Below are 19155 nucleotides of genomic sequence, written 5' to 3' on the forward strand. Positions count from 1 at the left end.
TCCAGGTCGGATTTGCCCTAGCAGCATCGCCACCGGCTCAAACCGCTGGCGGCCGCTTCGCGGGCCATCTGTTCGGCTTCCGGATGCGGCCAAAGCATCCTATCGCAGTAGGGACAGCCCCCCCAGTCGGAATGATCCTCCGTGGCAAAAGGTCGATCTTTCGGCAGCCCCCGCCGCCGCAGGTCGGTCCGGCGCAGCGCCGTCGCCTCGCGGTCGATGCTACCCTCCTTGTCGAAGGCGGCGCCGTAGAATTCAGACGCGGCTTTCCTTGAGACATAGCCCTGTCGAACGTCATTCTCGAGGTCCGCGAGGTTACGCTCGAGCGGTGAACCGAAGCCTCCTCCACCGCCGGAGCACACCGTATAGACATCGCCGGCTGAAAGCTTCTGTGAAAGGACCTTGCCGGTCGGAAAGCGCTCGGCTGTACCGTCGCGTTCGAGACGGACCTCGTTGCCGAGCGCCGATAGACCGCCGAAAAGGCCCCAGGGTCTGCAGTCGACCCGGTCGATCTGGGCGTTGAACATGATGTCGTGGCGCGCGCGAACGACCTGCTCGGTTCCGAGGCCACCGCGATACTTGCCGGCGCCGCCGGAGTCCTCACGCAAGGCGTAACGCTCCACGATCAGTGGATATTTTGCCTCCACCTGTTCCGAGGGTCCGTTATGTGTGTCGCCATCATTAATGGCGACGGTGGCGCTCATGCCGTCCTCGCCCATCTTCGCGCCCCAGCCGCCGCCGATCAAGCCGCCGAGATAGAGATAGAGCTTGTTGTCCTGCGGTTGCCGGCCGTTGATGGAGGCGATCACGAGATCCGCGTGATGCCCGGCAATCACCCGCGTGGGGACCGCCGGAGCGAGCGCCTTGAAGATCGTATCGACCACCGTCATGGGATAGGTCATCCACCAACGCATGGGGGCAGGGCGCTCCGCCGAGACGACCCGCCCCGGCGGCAGTACGATGCTGAGATTGCGAAATGCGCCGTCATTGACCGGGAGCTCAAGCCCGGAGGTCAGGCATTTGAAGGCAACCTGAGCCGCGGAGCGTCCCGCCGTTTCGCCGGAGTTGTAGAACCCCCGCACCTGGGCGCCGACATCCGTCAGGTCGATGGTCATCTCGTCGCCGGCCACCGTCACCTTCACGCGGATCGGGATACGCCGGCCGGCTTCGATGCCGTCGTCATCCATGAAGCTTTCGGCTTCATAGACGCCGTCCGGGATCTGCGCGACGCTGGAGCGCGCCACGGCTTCGCCATGGTCGAAGATCGAGCCTATGGCGTCGTCGACCGCAACCTCGCCATACTTTGCGACCAGTTCGAGAAAGCGCTTCTCGCCTGTTCTGACTGCCGCCACCTGGGCCTTCAGATCGCCCATCGCCCGCTCGGGCAGGCGCACGTTCATGCGGATGATCGACAGGATCTCGTCGTTGGGAACGCCTGCTCGCCATGCCTTGACGATCGGCAGTTGCAGCCCTTCGGAATAGATGTCGGTCGTCATGCCGTCGAGCGTGCCGCCGATATCCTGCCAATGGGCCATGCAGGCCGAAAAGCCGATCAGCCCGCCGTCATGGAAGATCGGCACGGAGAAGGTCATGTGGTTGAGATGGCTGCCTGTCGTGTAGGCGTCGTTCGTGAGGAGAACGTCGCCCGGCTGGATACCGTCCGCACCGAAATGCGCCAGTTTCGCCTTGATCGTTTCGCTCATTCCACGGATGAACATCGGGAGGCCGAGGCCGATCGATACGGTGTTTCCGTGGCGGTCGAAGAGCCCAACGGTGAAGTCGAGTGCCTCGTAGATAATCATATTATAGGCGGTCCGCATCAGGTTGGTCTTCATCTCTTCGGTCGCAGCGATGAAGCCATTGCGGATGATCTCGGTGGTGACCGGATCAGGGCCCTTATAGATCTTGCCCATTAGCTCACCTCCACGGCGACGTCGAGATTGCCGCGCATGTCGACCTCGGCCACGTCGCCCGGCGGCAGGACGGTCGCCGAGGCGTATTCCTGGATCAGGGCAGGGCCGGGGATCCGATGACGGGCGGCGAGCCGGGCGCGATCGTAGACCGGCGTGTCATGGCGGCCGCCGAGCGCGCCGAAGTCAACAACCCGGACACCGATGAGCGCGGCATCGATCCCATGCTGCGCGGTCGGGACCGCGACCAGCGATGGCTTCACGATGTTGCCGATCGCCGATAGCCGCAGGCTGACGATCTCGGCCTGCTCGTCCTGCGAGGAGTAACCGTAGCGCACGGCATGCACCGCGTCGAAGGCCTCCTTGATCTTGGCGGAGTCCCGCCGCGTGAAGGCGTCAACCGGTACTTCGACTGTCACGGCATGTTCCTGGCCGATATAGCGCATGTCGGCGGCATATTTGATCTGAATATCCAGATTCCCCGGCGCGGCCGCTTGGATTTCCGCACGCCCCTGACGTTCCATTTCGGTGAAAATGCCATCAAATACATCGAAAGGGGCTTCTGAGAGCCTGGCGAAGAGCGTGCGCACGAAATCGCGGCGCAGGTCGCTGACCAACATTCCGTAAGCGGAGAAATGTCCCGGTGCGTTTGGAATGATGACGCGCGGAATTTGCAACTCGCGGGCCACAAACACCGCGTGCAGGGGTCCCGCACCGCCATAGGCGACCATGGCAAAGTCGCGCGCGTCCAGGCCGCGTGCCGTCGTCACGCGCTTAACGACATTCGCCATCTGGGTGACCGCGATGCGGATCACACCGTCGGCCGCCTCTGCGGTCGTGAGGCCGAGCGGACGCGCCACGCGCTCATCCATCGCCTGACGGGCGCCTTCGAGGTCGAGCTTCATCTCACCACCGAGGAAAAGATCCGCCGACAGACGTCCCAGCAGGAGATTGGCGTCCGTCACTGTCGGCTCGGTGCCACCTCCGCCGTAGCAGACGGGACCGGGCACGGCGCCGGCGCTTTCAGGCCCGACGCGCATCTGGCCGTGGACCACACGGGCGATCGAGCCGCCGCCGGTGCCGACCTCCTCGATATCGATCATCGGGATCTGGATCGGCAGGCCTTCCGCGTAGCCCCCGACCATCACCTGATTAGCCGTCAGCTCGACGCCGTCGAGGATGACACCGGCCTTGGCCGTCGTCCCGCCCATGTCGAAGGCTATGACATTGTTGAGGCCGATTTCGGCGCAGAGCTCGCGGGTGCCGATGACGCCCGCTGCCGGGCCTGACTCCAGCATGCGGATGCATTCCCGGCTGGCTTGCGCGGCGTCATAAAGGCCGCCAGTCGATTGGACAATGAGAAACTTCCCGTCGAAATCGACGCTGCCCAATACACCCTCAGCTTCCGCCAGGTAACGCGTGACCCGTGGGCCGACATAAGCATTCGCCGCGACTGTCGAGGAGCGCTCGAACTCGCGATATTCCTGTGAAAGCTCGTGTGAAGCGGTGACGAACACATTCGGCAATAGCTCGCTCAGCAGATCCCGCGCGCGGATCTCGTGGGCCGGGTTGCGATAGGAATGCAGGAAGAGGATTGCGACCGCCTCCACCTTCTCCTCCCGCAGCACGGCGGCGACACGTTCGATCTCGGCGTCGTCGAGCGGCCGCAGCACCTCCCCGGCAGCATCCAGGCGCTCGTCGACCTCGATGCGCAACGCGCGCTCGACGAGCGGCCGGTGTTTGCGGAAGAACAGATTATAGGCTTCCGGCCGGTTGATGCGGCCGATCTCGTAGATATCGCGGAAGCCCTTTGTCGTGACGAGCGCGGTGCGCGCGCCCTTGCGTTCGAGCAGCGCGTTGATAGCGACTGTGGTGCCGTGAAGGAACAGCCCGGCGTCGGCAAAACGCGCTTCGGCCTTCTCCACGCCACGGTTCATGCCGGCAATGAGGCTCGCCGGTGTCGTCAGGGTCTTGCCGAGGCGAATAGCGCCGGTTGCTTCGTCGAAAACGGCAACATCTGTAAAAGTACCGCCGACATCTGCCGCGATGCGCAGGTCTCGTGTATCTGTACTATTTTTTTCCACGACGCTCACGATGAAGCCTCGTCAACAATGGGATTGACGAGCTTGCCGATGCCTTCGACTTCCACTTCGCAGATGTCGCCGGCCTTCATGAACAGCGGAGGCTTCCGGGCGAAGCCGACACCAGCCGGAGTTCCGGTGACGATGACGTCGCCGGGGCGAAGCGTCATGGCTTCGGATATGCGCGCGATCAGCTCAGGAATTGGGAAAAGAAGATCGTGCGTATTGGCGTCCTGGACAATTTCGCCGTTCAGTCGCGTGGTAATTCTAAGCCCTTTTCCGCTCGATGGCACTTCATCGGATGAAACAAGGAAAGGACCGATTGGAGCTGTGTTGTCGAAGTTCTTGCCTAGCGTCCACTGCGGTCCTTTGAACTGCCAGTCGCGGATCGACCCGTCGTTGAAAACCGTATAGGCAGCGACATGATCGAGCGCCTGTTCTTCAGGGATGCGTCGCCCGCCGCTCCCGAGGACAACAGCCATTTCGGCTTCAAAGTCGAGATGATCAGAAATCAGCGGACGTATGATCGGATCGTTAGGGCCGATGATTCCAGTATCCACGCGCAGGAAGAACACCGGAAACTTTGGGCGATCATAAGGGCTCTCAGCCGCGTGATCCGCATAGTTCAGACCCACGCATATAATCTTTCCGAATTGTGCCAGAGGTGGGAGTAGTCGCGCGGATGTGGAATCAACCGGCTTCGCGTTCGCGATAGCCGCGCTGGCCTTCGCCCTCAGGAACGCATCAGTGAGGATCTTGAGTGGGTCGATGGGTAGTTCGCTGTCGAGACGAACGGTGACACCATCGCGCAAAGCAACCAGCGTGCGCACGCCCTCAATCTCGGCCAAGCCAAGGCGCATAGAGCCCTCCCAACGTCTTAACAATTTTTTGTAACGGCGTTACTGTAACGGCGTTACTGTAATTGCGTCAAGCGCTCTTTTGTGACTTTTGGAGAACCGCTGCCGTTGCGGGGGTACCCATCGCGCCACAACGTATGAACGCGACAGGGCCTCCGGGCGAGCCGGCTCTCGGACTCGATCCCCTATCTCAGGCGAATGAGCCAAATTGAGGTGGATCTGATATGAAGCGTTCCGCGCGAGGAGAATGACGGGATCCTGCCAATTATCCCCGTGCTTGAATGAACCTGACCAAGAGGAAATCTGCAGTGCTGCGCCATTTCTCCCACTCGGATGTCGAGGCAGGCCTCGACTATCCCAGGCTTATCGAGGCTCTCGCGGACGCTTTCCGGCGTGGCGGCGAACCGATGCCTGTCCGGCGCAGTTACGAAGTTGGCTTGGATCATGCGCCTGGTCACCTTCTGACCATGCCGGCCTGGCACCGCGGCAGAGCACTTGGTGTGAAGCTGGTGACGGTTTTCCCGCAGAACGCCACGCGTGGTCTCGGTGCGGTGTCATCTCTCTATGTTCTGTTCGACGGCGAAACCGGCCAGCCCCGTGCCATGATCGATGGAGAGGCTTTGACGAATCGGCGCACGGCGGCGGCTTCAGCACTTGCCTCGCGTTATCTTTCGCGTCCGGATAGCCGAACTCTGCTGCTCGTTGGTACCGGCCATGTGGCGTCGCACCTGCCGAGCGCTCATCGTGCTGTGCGGCCGATCGAGAGGGTCATGATCTGGGGACGCAACCCCCAACACGCGCAGACGCTGGCTGAGCGACTGGCCGGCCAAGGCTTCGCCTCCACCGCGATCTCCGATCTCTTCGAGGGGATGGCGCATGCGGACATCATCAGTTGCGCCACGACGGCCACTGTCCCGCTTGTCGCCGGTGCGTATCTTCGGCCGGGAACTCATCTTGATCTCGTCGGCGCTTTCACGCCGCAGATGCGCGAAAGCGATGACGAGGCCGTGCGTCGCAGTCGCGTTTTCGTGGATACCTACGCGGGCGCTCTCGCGGAGGCGGGGGATCTGTTGCAGCCGATCGCGGCCGGGACCTGGCAGGCCGCAGAGGTTTGCGCGGATCTTCACGAGCTGACGAGCGGCACGAGGCCGGGTCGGGTCACCGAGGAGGAGATTACGATGTTTAAGTCCGTCGGCGCGGCGATCGAGGATCTCGCCGCCGCGACGCTGCTTGTTGGCCATGCGTCGTCCTGAACGGGGCCGGAGACGAAGGCTTGTCGGCTTCGTCATTCTAAAATCCAAGGGGGGCCGATCTGCGGCGATGGATGATCCGCTCAAACCTGTCTGGGAACCGCGAAGGGACACTTGTCGTGGTATATCCTAGGATTCGCGGCGGCGAAAAATAAATGCCGCGCTTGGCTCTTTGCGGTAAGGTCGCAAAGTTGTAATAATTAGAACAAGTGAAGTGACGGGGGAGACCGACTTGGCGCGCAGGCCCAAGCTGAGTGACGTGCTGTATGCCGAGGTTCTGGACCAGATCCGGAGCGGTGAGTTCGAGCATGACGCGAAATTGCCATCGGAGAACGAGCTCAGCACACGGTTTGGTGTTTCGCGGCCCGTTGTCCGCGATGCTTTGCGCCGCTTGCGCATCGACGGCTATATCCACTCGCGGCAAGGCGCGGGAAGCTTCGTGACGGCGCCAGCCGCGGGGGCGGACGAGCATGAGCCCGCCCCGCGGTTCCTGCCAACACAGATCACGAGCATCTCGGATGTTCAGAAATTTTACGATTATAGGATTTCCCTTGAGGGGGAAGCAGCCTATTTTGCCGCGACTTATCGCACCGAGGACGATATCAGGCGTATCGGCGCGCTTCTTCAGAGTATGAAAGCGCAGCAAGCGGACGCGAGTGGCGCGATCGAAGAAGATCTGAAGTTTCATTTTGCGATCGCCCAGGCGACACACAACCAATTTTTCCTGTCGGTCTGGGATGCATCGCGGTCACATATTCGATTTATCATCGAGATGGCGCGGAATTTCGCCGTTCGTCATAGCCGGGACCACACAACGATGATTCGGTCGAGCCATGAGCCGATCTTTGAATGTATTCGCGACGGTGATGCGGAAGGTGCCCGGGAGAAGATGCGGGAACATATATCCCGCTCGCGCGAGCGCGTGTTTTTCGGCAAATGGACTTGAAAAGACAGTCTCTGCGTCAACTGGTGGCAGTCGTCGTATTCTCCTCGATTGAGAAGCTGATTTAAGGGACTTCTCGCGCAAAAAAAAAGACGCGGCTGATGCCGCGTCAGGGGGAGGAAGATCACCGATGGAGGCTTGCACCATCGGAACACTACGGAGCGCTTCAGTGAAGGCCGCGCGTTACTCCATATCCGGCGTGATCACATTGATAGGGCGCTTGGAGAAAAGCGCTGCGATCATGGTTTCAGCTGACTTGCGCTTGACGTCCTCATACGCCTCAGGCGACACGAAGGCTGCATGGGGCGTGATCACAAGCCGGCCTGTCACCCAGGGTTCGCGCACACGATAGGCCCGCACAAGCTCCGGCACCGGATCCGCGGGGGGCTCAACCGGTAGCACATCGAGACCAAGACCGGCGAGATGACCGCTCTTCAGCGCGGCGCCTGCCGCGTCGATGTCGATCAGCGGGCCGCGCGCCGTGTTGACGATCACTGCGCCCTTGGGCAGCCGTGCGATTTCGGAGGCTCCAATCATGCCGCGTGTCTCACGGGTGAGCGGGGCATGCAGGGAGAGGATGTCGGTCTGCCGCAACAGGTCTTCGAGGGTGGCGGCACGCTCGATGCCGAGCGCAGTCTCGACACCGTTGCTCAGGTAAGGGTCGTAAAAGACCACGCGGCAGCCGAAGGCCTTGGCGCGCAAAGCGGCTGTGGTGCCGATGCGTCCAAGCCCGACGACGCCGAAAGTGAGCGCTGACAAGCGGCGAAACAGCGGATCCTGGATCGGAGCCCAGGCCGCCGGTGGGTCCGCGCGCTGGGCATCATGGTGCAGGAAGAGGCCCTTGCGCAGGGCAAGCGCCAGCGCGACAGCGTGATCGCCGACTTCCGCCGTCGCATAGTCAGGGCAGTTGCAGACGATCACGCCGCGCTTGGCAGCAACTTCGCGATCAATCCGATCATAGCCGACGCCCATGCGCACGATGGCCTTGAGCCGGGGAAAGCGCTCGAAATCCGCGGCCGCCATGAAATGCCGGAACAGCATCAGGCCGTCGGCGGCCGCGCAGTCCTCATCGCTGACGTCCTTCAGACTTTTGACATCCCGACGGGTAATCGTGATGTCCTGACCGAAGACAGAGGCTTCCAAGGCCTCGTCAGTATAGATCGATTCAGTATAAAGTACGTTGGCCATGCACCTGCCCCTATATCAGCCCTTCGCGGGAGCCTTTTCCAGGAGCTCTATGAGAACACCGAGCGGATCACGCATGTAAAGGCCGCGAATTCCGGCTGCAGCGCCTTCGGTGATCGTCGTGATCTTGCCGGCGAGCGCGCCGCCGCCTGCGAGGATCTTGTTCACCGTGGCGTCGAGGTCGTCGACCTTGAAGCAGACATGGCCAACCGCGACCTGGTTGGCCTGCGCGGCCGTCGGCTCGCCGCGGGCGGTCGCGAATTCGATGAACTCGAGGTGCGCGTCATGACTGAAGAGATGTGCGATGCGCAGCGTCGCGCCGTCTATCCCAGTGAACGGCGGCACCCATTCCCCGCTGCGCTCGACGATCGGACGCGGCTCGAAGCCCATCACGTCAGTCCAGAACGCCACCGATTTTTCCAATGATGGCGTTATGAAGCCCGTGTGGTCAAAAACATGCGGCATCATCTGTCTCCTGGCTGAATATCTTCAGCGCTGAACCTTGATCGACTTGAAGCTGCGGCAGGCGGACTTCAGCGTTTCCTCGATCGGGATGCGCTCTACGCTCGAGGCTGCGACGAAGCCGACAGCGTCCGTGTGGAAGTTCACGTATTCCGCATCTTCAGGAGAAGAGATCGGGCCACCATGCGAGAGGAGAATGATGTCGTCCCGCGCGGATTTGGCGGCATCGAAAAGCGTCTTCAGGGTGGAGACCGCGTTGTCGAGCGGCATGGCGTTGAGCGAACCGACATCGCCGCCCGCGGTGAGGCCGCAATGGCCGACGATGACGTCGACGCCGGCTTCCACCATCATGCGCGTGTCCTGGGGCGAGTACACGTAGGCCATGGTGAACATGTCCTTGTCGCGGGCGCGACGGACCATGTCGGCCTCACGGAAGAAGCCAAGACCCGCCGACTCCAGGTCCTTCCGGTACTGCCCGTCGATGCGGCCGACAGTCGGGAAGTTGATGATTCCTGAGAAGCCAACGCCCGAGATCTGCTCGAGCAGACGGTCCATGTCGCGGGTTGGATCGACGCCGTAGGCGCCGCCGATCACCGGCATGTCCTTCGTGGCGGGAATGACGGCGCGTTCGCCAAGGCGCAGCATGATCTCATTCGCATCACCGACGGGCAGGTTGCCGACCATGCTCGGATGGCCGTTCAGGCGGAAATAGCCGGAGTTGTAAACAACGACCAGATCAGCGCCCGCCTGCTCCGCGCAGCGTGCAACGAGGCCATTGCCCGCACCAACCACGAGGATGGACTGCTTGGCTTCGATCTGCGCCTTCAGACGGCCAAGAATCTCAGTCCGGGTGAAGCGTTTGCTCATGGGCGAGCCTCATTCTTTTTAGTGTTGATCATATCGATCAGAAGCGAAGTCGCTGCTTCGATCGTGGCGCGATCGTTGATGTGCGCATCGACATCGATCACGGGGATATCGGACGCGAGTTCCGCGCGGATGGTGTTACGGAATGCATCATCCGCGGCGGGATCCCAGAAGGGACCACCCTTGCGGTCGTAGGCGGAGAAACCGCCGAGCGGCAGCACGACCGCGACAGGCCCCTTGGCCGCGTTGAGCTTGCGCGCGATGAAGCGCGCGATCTCGACATTCTCCTCCGGCGTAGTGCGCATCAGGGTCGCGAGCGGGGTATGCGACACGAAGCTGCGGCCGCGGAAACGCTCGGGCACGGTTGCACGCGGGCCGAAATTCACCATATCCACGGCGCCAGGCAGGATAACTTGCGGCAATCCGCGCTCTCCCGCCGCCTCAAGGCGGTTAGGGCCGGCGCTGCAGATGCCGCCGACGAGCTCGTCCGCCACCTCTGTCGTCGTCAGATCAAGGACCGCGTCGATCCGCTCTTCGCGGATCAGGGCTTCCATGGCCTCGCCGCCGACACCTCGGGCGTGGAAGCCGAGCACCTCGAGGCCTTCCGGCTGCAGGATGGCGAGTGCATGTTCGGCGCCCTCGGTCGTCGAGCCAAAGCTCGTCAGACCGACACAACCCCGGCCAGAACGCGCGGATGTTGCTGTATCGAGCGCGAGCATGGCATCCATCGCCGCGACGGCGCGATCCAGAATGCTGCGCAGGAACGTGTTAAGGCCGAGGATATCGACCACGGAGTGGAAGAGCAGCGCATCCTTGATGCCGACGAAGGGACGCGTGTTTCCGCAGGCAACCGTCGACACCAGCATCTTGGGCAGGCCGAAGGGCATCATACGGAAGGCGGTCGCGGCGAGTGCCGCGTTGGTGCCGCCGCCGATGCCAAGAAAGCCGGCAACCTCGCCCTTGGCGAGCAGCTCGCCCAGGATGCGCTCCAGACCTGCAATCATCACCGGCAGGGCGGTTTCCCGGTCGCGCCGGGCGACGAGCGCGGCGAGGTCGCCGCCGCCCGCCTTGGCCACCGCCTCGCGCGGGAAGTCGGCCGCCAGGGTCGGACGGCCGAGAATCCCGCAGTCGATGACGATGACCCGTCGCCCGCGCTTCTCGAGCGCTGACCGGACATAGCCGATCTCCTCGCTCTTGGTATCGAGCGTGCCCGCGATGATGACGGCGCCGTTGCCCATCAGTTGCCGCTCCGACTGGCATGCCAGGCATCACGGACGTCGTCAGGGATGTCGACCGTGACGATAGTGTTGTTGGTCATGCTCTCGACGAGCGCGTCGAGCGTGTAGGAATTCACGACCGAGTCGATCAGACGAGGCGAGGGCGCAGACTGGCCGCGCACCGCCTCGACGAAGCGGGCGAGCTGCGGCTTGTAGGCCTGATAGGACGGCAGATCGTCCTGCAGCGGGTATTCGGACGGCACGGGATGCTCGATGGTCTTCACATGGGAGAACCTGAGCGCCTCGTATTCGAAGATCGTGGCGTCGCCGGCGAGCGTGAAGGGGGTCGACAGGCGATAGACGCGGTTGGCGCAGGTGATCTGCACTTCCTGCGTGAAGATCGCGGCGTTGCTGGTCTCGATGAGGCCAATACGGCCGTTCTCGTAGGTGACTTCACCGAAAAGCCGCGTGATCGTGCCGTAGCTCGGGCTGATGGTGCCGGAGGCATAAACCTGCGCCGGCAAAGCATCCGCGTAGCGGCTAAGGATGTTCACGGGATAGCAGGTGCGATCGTAGGGCACCGAGCCGCCGGTCTCCTTGCGCTGCCGCCAGGTTTCCTTGCCGTCCACGGGATCAGGCGCGTACATGCTGAAGCTGGAGCGGATGGAATCGATGGCGCCGCTCACATCGCGCCGCACCAGCTTGTCGAGTTCGCCGACGACGGGATGATGCGTGTACATGAAGGCTTCAACCAGCGTCACGCCCGCGGCCGTTGCCGCCTGCCACATCTCGCGGGCCTCCGCGCCGGTCAACGCCAGCGCCTTTTCGCACAGGATGAAGCGGACGCCCGCGTCGATGGCTGACTGGATCTGCTCGCGGTGCTGCGCCGGCCAGGTCGCGAAGACGACACCGTCAAGCGACTCCTTCGCCATCATCTCACGCGCATCGGTGTAGATGCTGTTGCTGCCGAACTTGTGCGCGAAACGCCGCGCGGATTCTTCGTTGACGTCCGCGCACGCCGTGAAGCGTACAGAGTCGCCTAGACGATCCGCGGCGATGCCATGAGCTTCCGAAATACGCCCGCAGCCGACGATACCGAGCCGCACCTGATCCATGTAAACAGTCCTCCGAGGCCCAACGCTGTCGAGGCGTATGGGGTAAAAGCCGTGTCAGGCGCTGCGCGGCAGGAAAGCGGTGCCGGCGCGCTTGGCGATCTGATGGAGACGGGCGAAATTCACCGCATAGTCCCGCTCTTCGGCAAAATGCTCGCAGTAGCAGGTCACATCGGCGTCAAGCGTCGCGATCTTCTTAAGGTAGCTTGTGAGGTCCATCGTGCCTTCGCCGATGTAGACCTCGTTCCAGCGCAGGCCGAAATGCGCGCCTTCCCACTGGATGTCCTTGATGTGAACGCTCACCACCTTGTCGGCGAGCAATTTGAACGTACGTTCGATCATCGACGTCGTATCGTAGAAGGAAGCGTGCGAGATCATGTTGCCCTGATCCATATGGACGCCGAAACGCGGATGATCCACGGAATCGATGAAGGCGCGGATATCCTCGGGCTGGTAGAAGAACGACGTGTACCAGGGCTCGACGCCGTATTTGGAGACCTTCAGGTCAATCCCGTCCAGTGCGCGCAGGACGATTTCCCGGAACTCGGCCTTACAAGCTTCGGTGAAGTTGTAAGCATCCGGAAACAGGGGACGGTCGGATGGGTGCTTGGTGCCGACCAGGGTATTGGTGGAGCGGCAACCCATCAGTTCCGCGTTGCGCAGGACCGTGCGAAAGCGCTTCATGCGGCTCGCGCGCAGATCGGCGTCATCCGTCAGCAGATTTTCCCAGAACCCGGCCTCGCCGATGACAATCCCTAGCTTCCTGGCCTCCTCGCCATAGGCGATGGCCTCATCTTCCGTGAAATGTTCCAGCTGGCGTGGGGCGATGATGGCCGACAAGCCGTAGCAATCCAGCTTGTCGCAAAGTGCCCTGAGTTCTTCGATCGTGCTGGGTGCGAACAGAGTGCAGCCGAGACGCACATGACCCTCCCTTGCTGGTCTTGTTTCACCAACCATACTTGCGATCTTTATGACATGAAACTTTACATGTCAAACGGGCTTGCCAGCCGCTGGATTCTGCTGGTTTTCGCCGAAAATGTGGCGATTATTCAGAGTATTAAACAATTCTATCGACGCCGGTGAAGTTTCGGCTTGTTTCAAAAAAGGTCACAATAAAGTTATATGTTGACATGTTCGATTTACCAGTTAGCTTCTGGGCGGCCGGCTGATATGAAAACGGCACTGAATTAAGAGCGCGTGACTGAGAAGCGGAGCGCGCCGGTTGATCAGGGAGTGATCGCGTGACGATACCGGGGCTAAGGTGGCTCCACATTCCCGATCAGCTGTTTCGGTGCCTGCGCACCGCACGATGCCGTGCCGTGCGATCAGAGCGCCGACGCGTAATGGACGCATGAGGCCTCCTCAGAGGGGCGGCAAGGACAGGCGATAGGGAGAGTGGCGATGGGATCAATCAATAAAGTTCAATATCTATTAGCTGGCGCAGTTATCGCCATAGCCTGTTCCCAGGCTTCAGCCGCTGATGTGACGATCGGCTTTCTATCTTCCCAGAAGCCCGGCGCGTTCAGCGACGTCATCGCCAGCTTCGAGAAGGCCAATCCTGGCATCAAGGTTCAGGCCCAATACATCCCATTTGACCAGCTCAACGCGCAGGTGCAAGCGCGCCTTGGTTCGGGTGACACGAGCGTAGACGTCTACACGGTGGACGAGCCGCGCGTTCCTTATTACGCCCATCGCGGCTTCCTGATGGACCTGTCCGATCAACGTGCTGAGATTGAGGCAGCCTCCAACGCCGCGCCGATCGCGGGTGCAAGCTATGATGGCAAGATCTGGGCATTCCCGTTCTGGACCACGGCGCAATTCCTGTTTTACAACAAGGATCTCCTGAACAAGGCGGGGCTTCCTGAGCCGACCGGCGACCCTGCCAAGCGCCTGACCTGGGAGGAGCTTCTTCCGAATGCGAAGAAGGCGCAGGAAGCCGGCGCCAAATGGGGCTTCGCCTTCGACCAGAACGATCGCTATTACGAACTTCAGCCGCTCTATGAGAGCCTCGGTTATGGCCCCGGCCTCAAGGGTGACAAGCTGCTGGAGCCGGCGCTGACAAGTGACGGCTGGGTCAAGACCACGAATTGGTATCGCGATCTTTACGCCAACGGTCTGGCGCCGCGCGGCGTCACCTATGAACAGATGCCGGCCCTCTTTTCGTCTGGCCAATTGGCCTACATGGTCGGCGGTGTCTGGCATGCGCGCGCCTTCCGCAACGCCGAGGGCTTGAACTTCGGTGTCGCCGCCATGCCTTATTTCAAGGATGGCAAGCCCGTCACGCCGACCGGCTCCTGGACCATCGGCGTCAATCCGAAGAGCACCAAGAAGGATGCAGCGCTCGCCTTCGCCAAATACATCACCCTCAACTCGGAGGGAGCTCTTCAGGCGAGCACGGTGGCGCCCCAGCCGCCGGCCAACAAGTCGGCTTTCGAAGCTTATCTCAAGCGTGAAAGCGAAGCTGGCAAAACGCCCGCCTTCGGCGATATCGTGCGCTACGATCTCGCCAACACGGCGGTCAATCGTCCCCGTACCATCGGCTATGTGGTCTTCGAAGAGAACATGAACAAAACCTTCAGCGATATCCGCAATGGCGCCGAGGCGAAACCTTCGCTGGAACGCGCTGAGGGCGTGCTGCGCGCCGGTTTCGGACGCTTGAACTAATGTCTTCTGTCGGGCAAGGCCAAAACGGCTCACGCTGGGGGGAGGCGCTTCGGTCCGGCTCCCTCGGCACTGCGCTCCTCTTCCTGGCGCCCGCGCTGGTGGCCGTCGTCGTCCTGCGTATCTGGCCGGCGGGACTGGCGCTCTGGCAATCCCTGCATGAGCCCGGAGCCGCGCCCGGCTTTACCAATCTCGGATTTGGGAACTACACATATCTTCTGAGCGATCCGGTCTTCATCGAGTCGCTCACCACGACATTTCTGTTCCTCATCATCGTCAATCCGGTGCAGATCGGCCTTGCACTCCTGTTGGCCCTCGCCATGGACAAGGCGTTGCCGGCAGCAGGGCTTTGGCGCACCTTGATGCTTCTGCCCGTCGCCGTGCCGCAAAGTGTCTCGGCGATCATCCTCGGCGTGGCCTTCAGGCCGGACGGCCCGGTCAATGCCTTGCTTGCCACGATTGGCATTCCACCCCAGGGCTTCATGACATCGACAAGCCAGGCATTGATGACGATCATCATGATCGTCAGCTGGGTCGGGGTCGGCTACTGGATGACCTTCCTGCTCGCCGGATTGCGCGACATTCCGCCCATTCTCTACGAAGCGGCGGAGATTGACGGCGCCAACGGCTGGCAGCGCTTCTGGCATGTCACCCTGCCGCAGCTCAGGCGCACTCTGACTTTCGTGCTCGTGGCCAACACGGTTGCCAACTTCCTGGTTTTCGCGCCGGTCCAGATCTTGACCAAGGGCGGACCGCAGGGCTCGACCAACCTGATCATGAATGAAATCTACACACGCGGCTTTCTCTCCGGGGACATGTCCGGCGCGGCGGCAGCGACCGTCATTCTCGTCGCCCTCGTCATTGTCGTGGTCGGCATCCAGTTCCGCATGATGACCGAGCGGGCAAAATCATGAAGGCGAACGGTCCCTGGTTGCGCTTCGCCTTCGTTGTCGCCTGCTGCGTCGTCGTCATGCTGCCCCTGTGGTGGGCGGCCGCAAGCGCGCTGCGTCCGAGCGAGGAGGTGTTCCGCTATCTCTCGCCCATCAGCGTCTGGACTCTGATCCCCAGGGAGTGGACGCTTTCCAACTTCGCGGCTTTGAGCCAAGGGCCCTTCGCGCAGGCCATGATCAATTCGGCTCTGGTGACAACGCTCACGGTTGTCATCGGTCTCGTGGTGTGCTCAACCGCCGCCTTCGCGCTCGCTGTTCTCGAATATCCGGGACGTGGCGTCATCTTCGCCATCATGGTGGTGAGCTTCCTCATTCCCTTTGATTCGATCGCCGTGCCGCTGTCGGAGCTTTTCCGGGGTCTTCAGCTGCAGAATAGTTACGCGGGCCTCATCCTGCCGGGCATCGGCAACGGGCTCGCTGTCTTCATGCTGCGCCAGTTCTTCATGGCCATCCCCAAGGAATTGTCGGAAGCCGCCAAGATCGACGGTCTTGGCTGGGGCGGCATCTTCCTGCGTATCTATCTGCCCCTGTCGCGCCCCGCGCTCATCGGTGCCGGCCTCATCCTGTTCGTCTTCCAGTGGCAGGCCTATCTCTGGCCTCTGCTCATCGCGCCGAACCCCGATTATCACGTTGCGTCGGTGGCGATCGCGAGCTTCGCCGGACAGTACGACGTGGACTACGGCCAGATGTTCGGCGGGGCTGTCGTCACCGCTTTGCTGCCGATGGCCATTCTCCTCGTCTTCCAGCGCTATTTCATCGCGTCAATGGCCTCATCAGGCTCGAAGGAGTGAGGGCGCAGGCTCTTCTTCTCAGACAAACCTCCTTGCTCAAATCAGCCTTCCGCGTCGCTCCGTTGGCCTTCGCGGAAGGCTTTTTTGCAATTGAGGGTGGCTAAGCCGCCGTGCTGGACCTCTGGACGAAGGCTGCTTTCAGCCGCGTGGTGGAGGGCGGCGCTAACGGGTCAGCGAGGCGGCGGTCAAGAAGCGCTATGGTGCATCCCGCGATCTCGTCCGGATCCTGCCGGAAGGTGCTGAGACGGTAAGCCTCCCAGGCCGCTTCGGGAATATCGTCGAATCCGATGACCTGAAGGTCACGGGGCACAACGAGGCCGTGTTGGCTACGCGCCGCGTCGATGAGCCCGAAGGCAATGAGGTCGTTGACGCAGAAGACGGCCTCGGGCGGTGGCTCCGTCTTGAAAAGCCGGGTGGCCGCCTCCTGCCCGCCGGCATAGTCGGAGTCGCGGCCTTGCGCCGCCATGACTTCCGCGCCGAGCCGCCGGGCTTCGCCAAGAAAAGCCTGTCCGCGTTCGATGATGCTGGGCGTGCCGGATGCGGAGCCTGCAAGGGCGAGCCGTCGCAGCCCTCGTGCCGCGAAGATGCGTGCCGCCTCACGCGCCGCGCCCGCATTGTCGATCTGGATATGGTCGCAGTCAGGCTCCGACCGTCCGATCATGATGAGAGGCTGTCCATTCTGCCGCGCGAGTTCCACGAAGGACGACGGAGGCGAGCCGGACAGAATGACGGTGGCCTCCGCGCGGTAACCGAAGAGGGCGGTCTGCGCCGCGCGCATTTCCGGCTCGGAACTGCCGGTATTGATGATGAAAGGCACATTGCCGCGCCGGATGAGGGCGCGTGTGAGCGCCGCCACCAGATGGGCGCGAAAGCCGAGTTCCGGTTTCGTCACGACGAGGCCCACGAGGCGGCTGCGGTGGGCGAGCAGGCCACGCGCGAGGTCGTTGACCTGATAGCCGAGTTCCTCAGCCGCGCGCATGACCTTCTCACGCGTTTCCGCCGCGATGCTGGCCCCCGGTGTGAAGGCACGCGACACGGCGGAGCGCGACACACCGGCAAGCTCGGCCACCTGTTGCGCGCTGACGAAACGCCGCGCCGTCGGCTCCTCGTTGAGCATGAACTTCAATGACCGACCTTCGACAGCACATCGGATTTCAGAAAGCGTTCCACGACCAGCATGAACCCGATCGACGGAATGAGAAGCAGAATCGCGGTAATCGAAGCCACCTGATAGTTGCCGCCGGCGCCGGCGGTGTAGAGCAGGAGCGGCAGCATGGCCACATCAGGCGCGCCCACGAAATAGCTGCCCGTGAATTCATCGAGCGATTCCAGGAAGACAAAGATCGCGCTGGCGAGAAGCCCGGGCGCCGCCAACGGCAAGGTCACATCACGGAAGGCGCGCAATGCGCCGGCTCCAACGGAGCGCGCGGCCTCCTCGAGTTCCCTGTCAACCGCGGCGAAGGCGGCCGTCGCGATCCACACCGCATAGACGAGCCCGTGCGTGACATGCACCAGCACGACGCCGGCGATCGTGCCGTTGAGACTGACCTGATAGAACAGGCGAGCGATATTGACGTAGACCGTCAGATTGGGAAAGGCCTGGGGAATGAGAAAGACGAGCAGGATCGCGGCGCGAAAAGGCAGTTTCAAGCGCGCCAGCGCATATCCCGCGGGGATCGCCAGCATCAGCGAAACGACCACGGTGAGTATGGCGACCAACAGGCTGTTGGTCAGCGCCTCCATGGCATTGCCACGCGGCGAGAACACCCGTGCCCAATAGCTGAAGCCATAGTCGATCGGGAGCGCGTGAGGAAAATACCAGCGCTCCGCGACGGCCCAGAGCGCCAGATTGGTCAATGGGCCGAAGATCGCGAAGGCGATCAGTCCGAGCACGATGGCGCGGGGGATCCACCAGAGATCGACGCGCGGCCGCGCGAAGCCGGTCGCTGCCGGAATGACCGCGCTCATGCCCGTTGCCTCATGCTATGGCTCAGGTAGATCCAGGCCACGCAGGCGGTCGCGAGCAGTGAAATGACGCCGAGCGCATTCGCCACCCCGTAGTCGCCATAGGCATTGATGCGGAAGGCAATGTCCGCGGTGATCATGGTTGGCGACTGGGCATTGATCATCAGCGGCACCGACAGCACCGACATCATGGTGACGAAGGACAGGACGAGGCCGACCATCAGTGTCGTCGCCACTTGCGGCACCAGTATCTCCCAGAGAATGCGCAAGCGCGAGGCGCCAAGGTTGCGCGCTGCCTCCAGCGTGCCACGGTCGACGGAAGCCATGGCGCCGGCGACGAGCAGGGTGACGAAAGGCGTCTGCTTCCAGACGAAGGCGATCACGATGCCGCGCCAATCGAGGAAACTGGTGGCCTGCAGCGGGGTCATCACGCCGAGGGCCATGAGCGCATTGTTCATCAGTCCATTCTTGGCGAGGAACGTCCGCAGCACCTGTCCGACGACGATGAAGGGAATGAACATCGGCCAGCGGTAGAGCCAGCGCAGCATGGCGACGGCGCGCGGGTTCTCGCCGAGCGTCAGATAGCCGCCGATGGCGATCGCGAAGACGCCGATGAGGACAGTCGACAGGCTGACGATCATCACCGTGAAGATGATATCGGACGTGTAAAGCGCGAATGATTTGGTGAAATTGCCAAAGCCATAGTCACCGTCCACGACAAACGCCCCGATCACCGATGCGGCGAGTGGCGCCATGAACAGGAAAACGATGACCGCGAGGGCGGGCAGGACCAGGATCAGTCCGAGCAGGCGTTTGGACATGACTTCATTCCAGGGGCGGCCGCCCGGTTTACCCGGACGGCCGGTCTATCTAGGTATTCAAACGTCGGATTCATCCAGAACCGTATAGA

At 62.0% G+C, this 19155-nt stretch carries 17 protein-coding genes; 5 read left to right on the forward strand and 12 right to left on the reverse strand.

From position 1 onward, the window contains the following. Positions 1–17 precede the first annotated feature (17 nt). Genes KIO74_RS28405 through KIO74_RS28415 form a run of 3 tightly spaced genes read right to left on the reverse strand, consistent with a single transcriptional unit; the run spans position 18 to position 4836 of the window. Positions 18–1910, reverse strand: coding sequence for a hydantoinase B/oxoprolinase family protein (locus tag KIO74_RS28405; RefSeq protein WP_213338673.1), 1893 nt, complete (start codon positions 1908–1910; stop codon positions 18–20). Further along, entirely contained in the window at positions 1910–4000 is a 2091-nt protein-coding gene (locus KIO74_RS28410; RefSeq protein ID WP_213338675.1) for a hydantoinase/oxoprolinase family protein, read from the reverse strand. Before KIO74_RS28410 ends, KIO74_RS28405 begins: the two co-directional genes overlap by 1 nt. Next, a complete protein-coding gene (locus KIO74_RS28415) occupies positions 3997–4836 on the reverse strand; it encodes a fumarylacetoacetate hydrolase family protein (protein ID WP_213338676.1) in 840 nt (279 codons plus the stop codon). The genes KIO74_RS28410 and KIO74_RS28415 overlap by 4 nt, the downstream gene beginning before the upstream one ends. A 317-nt stretch (positions 4837–5153) precedes the next feature. On the opposite strand from KIO74_RS28415, the gene lhpI reads away from it, so the two are divergent. Beyond that, positions 5154–6098, forward strand: a complete 945-nt coding sequence (gene lhpI, locus KIO74_RS28420; RefSeq protein WP_349629242.1) for a bifunctional Delta(1)-pyrroline-2-carboxylate/Delta(1)-piperideine-2-carboxylate reductase — start codon at positions 5154–5156, stop codon at positions 6096–6098. Between the two features lie 229 nt (positions 6099–6327). Next, positions 6328–7041: a FadR/GntR family transcriptional regulator gene (locus tag KIO74_RS28425; RefSeq protein ID WP_213338679.1), complete on the forward strand. Its 714-nt coding sequence runs from the start codon at positions 6328–6330 to the stop codon at positions 7039–7041. Between the two features lie 180 nt (positions 7042–7221). On the opposite strand, the gene KIO74_RS28430 is transcribed toward KIO74_RS28425, so the two are convergent. Genes KIO74_RS28430 through KIO74_RS28455 form a run of 6 tightly spaced genes read right to left on the reverse strand, consistent with a single transcriptional unit; the run spans position 7222 to position 12799 of the window. Beyond that, a complete protein-coding gene (locus KIO74_RS28430) occupies positions 7222–8226 on the reverse strand; it encodes a C-terminal binding protein (RefSeq protein ID WP_213338680.1) in 1005 nt (334 codons plus the stop codon). A 15-nt stretch (positions 8227–8241) separates the two neighbouring features. Then, positions 8242–8688, reverse strand: a complete 447-nt coding sequence (locus KIO74_RS28435; RefSeq protein ID WP_213338682.1) for a VOC family protein — start codon at positions 8686–8688, stop codon at positions 8242–8244. A gap of 24 nt (positions 8689–8712) precedes the next feature. Then, the gene (locus KIO74_RS28440; RefSeq protein ID WP_213338683.1) at positions 8713–9552 is read right to left on the reverse strand and encodes a phosphoenolpyruvate hydrolase family protein; all 840 of its coding nucleotides are present in this window, start codon (positions 9550–9552) and stop codon (positions 8713–8715) included. Continuing rightward, entirely contained in the window at positions 9549–10787 is a 1239-nt protein-coding gene (locus tag KIO74_RS28445) for a Tm-1-like ATP-binding domain-containing protein (protein ID WP_213338687.1), read from the reverse strand. The genes KIO74_RS28440 and KIO74_RS28445 overlap by 4 nt, the downstream gene beginning before the upstream one ends. Next, complete coding sequence (locus KIO74_RS28450) at positions 10787–11881, reverse strand: Gfo/Idh/MocA family oxidoreductase (RefSeq protein WP_213338690.1); 1095 nt, start codon at positions 11879–11881, stop codon at positions 10787–10789. Before KIO74_RS28450 ends, KIO74_RS28445 begins: the two co-directional genes overlap by 1 nt. A gap of 54 nt (positions 11882–11935) precedes the next feature. Continuing rightward, positions 11936–12799 carry a sugar phosphate isomerase/epimerase family protein gene (locus tag KIO74_RS28455; protein WP_213338693.1) on the reverse strand — a complete coding sequence of 288 codons (864 nt, stop codon included), beginning with the start codon at positions 12797–12799 and terminating at the stop codon, positions 11936–11938. A gap of 480 nt (positions 12800–13279) precedes the next feature. Here KIO74_RS28455 and KIO74_RS28460 point away from each other — a divergent pair, with 480 nt between their 5' ends. The 3 genes from KIO74_RS28460 to KIO74_RS28470 are packed head-to-tail and all read left to right on the forward strand — an operon-like array spanning position 13280 to position 16280. After that, a complete protein-coding gene (locus KIO74_RS28460) occupies positions 13280–14542 on the forward strand; it encodes a sugar ABC transporter substrate-binding protein (protein ID WP_213338695.1) in 1263 nt (420 codons plus the stop codon). Then, on the forward strand, positions 14542–15453 hold the full coding sequence (locus KIO74_RS28465) for a carbohydrate ABC transporter permease (RefSeq protein WP_213338697.1): 912 nt from the start codon (positions 14542–14544) through the stop codon (positions 15451–15453). The genes KIO74_RS28460 and KIO74_RS28465 overlap by 1 nt, the downstream gene beginning before the upstream one ends. After that, positions 15450–16280, forward strand: a complete 831-nt coding sequence (locus tag KIO74_RS28470; RefSeq protein ID WP_213338699.1) for a carbohydrate ABC transporter permease — start codon at positions 15450–15452, stop codon at positions 16278–16280. The genes KIO74_RS28465 and KIO74_RS28470 overlap by 4 nt, the downstream gene beginning before the upstream one ends. Positions 16281–16380: 100 nt before the next feature. Here KIO74_RS28470 and KIO74_RS28475 read toward each other — a convergent pair whose 3' ends face one another. Genes KIO74_RS28475 through KIO74_RS28485 form a run of 3 tightly spaced genes read right to left on the reverse strand, consistent with a single transcriptional unit; the run spans position 16381 to position 19066 of the window. After that, complete coding sequence (locus tag KIO74_RS28475; RefSeq protein WP_213338701.1) at positions 16381–17397, reverse strand: LacI family DNA-binding transcriptional regulator; 1017 nt, start codon at positions 17395–17397, stop codon at positions 16381–16383. Positions 17398–17402: 5 nt separating this feature from the next. After that, positions 17403–18248: an ABC transporter permease gene (locus KIO74_RS28480; RefSeq protein WP_213338703.1), complete on the reverse strand. Its 846-nt coding sequence runs from the start codon at positions 18246–18248 to the stop codon at positions 17403–17405. Further along, entirely contained in the window at positions 18245–19066 is an 822-nt protein-coding gene (locus KIO74_RS28485) for an ABC transporter permease (RefSeq protein ID WP_213338705.1), read from the reverse strand. The genes KIO74_RS28480 and KIO74_RS28485 overlap by 4 nt, the downstream gene beginning before the upstream one ends. Between the last annotated feature and the right edge of the window lie 89 nt (positions 19067–19155).

Source organism: Chelatococcus sp. HY11 (assembly GCF_018398335.1).
GTDB lineage: Bacteria > Pseudomonadota > Alphaproteobacteria > Rhizobiales > Beijerinckiaceae > Chelatococcus.

Coding starts and splice junctions, on each gene's coding strand:
- KIO74_RS28485 (WP_213338705.1), bottom strand. CDS start 19,066: ATGTCCAAACGCCTGCTCGGACTGATCCTGGTCCTGCCCGCCCTCGCG.
- KIO74_RS28445 (WP_213338687.1), bottom strand. CDS start 10,787: ATGGGCAACGGCGCCGTCATCATCGCGGGCACGCTCGATACCAAGAGC.
- KIO74_RS28435 (WP_213338682.1), bottom strand. CDS start 8,688: ATGCCGCATGTTTTTGACCACACGGGCTTCATAACGCCATCATTGGAA.
- KIO74_RS28475 (WP_213338701.1), bottom strand. CDS start 17,397: ATGCTCAACGAGGAGCCGACGGCGCGGCGTTTCGTCAGCGCGCAACAG.
- KIO74_RS28405 (WP_213338673.1), bottom strand. CDS start 1,910: ATGGGCAAGATCTATAAGGGCCCTGATCCGGTCACCACCGAGATCATC.
- KIO74_RS28465 (WP_213338697.1), top strand. CDS start 14,542: ATGTCTTCTGTCGGGCAAGGCCAAAACGGCTCACGCTGGGGGGAGGCG.
- KIO74_RS28440 (WP_213338683.1), bottom strand. CDS start 9,552: ATGAGCAAACGCTTCACCCGGACTGAGATTCTTGGCCGTCTGAAGGCG.
- KIO74_RS28480 (WP_213338703.1), bottom strand. CDS start 18,248: ATGAGCGCGGTCATTCCGGCAGCGACCGGCTTCGCGCGGCCGCGCGTC.
- KIO74_RS28460 (WP_213338695.1), top strand. CDS start 13,280: ATGGGATCAATCAATAAAGTTCAATATCTATTAGCTGGCGCAGTTATC.
- KIO74_RS28430 (WP_213338680.1), bottom strand. CDS start 8,226: ATGGCCAACGTACTTTATACTGAATCGATCTATACTGACGAGGCCTTG.
- KIO74_RS28470 (WP_213338699.1), top strand. CDS start 15,450: ATGAAGGCGAACGGTCCCTGGTTGCGCTTCGCCTTCGTTGTCGCCTGC.
- KIO74_RS28450 (WP_213338690.1), bottom strand. CDS start 11,881: ATGGATCAGGTGCGGCTCGGTATCGTCGGCTGCGGGCGTATTTCGGAA.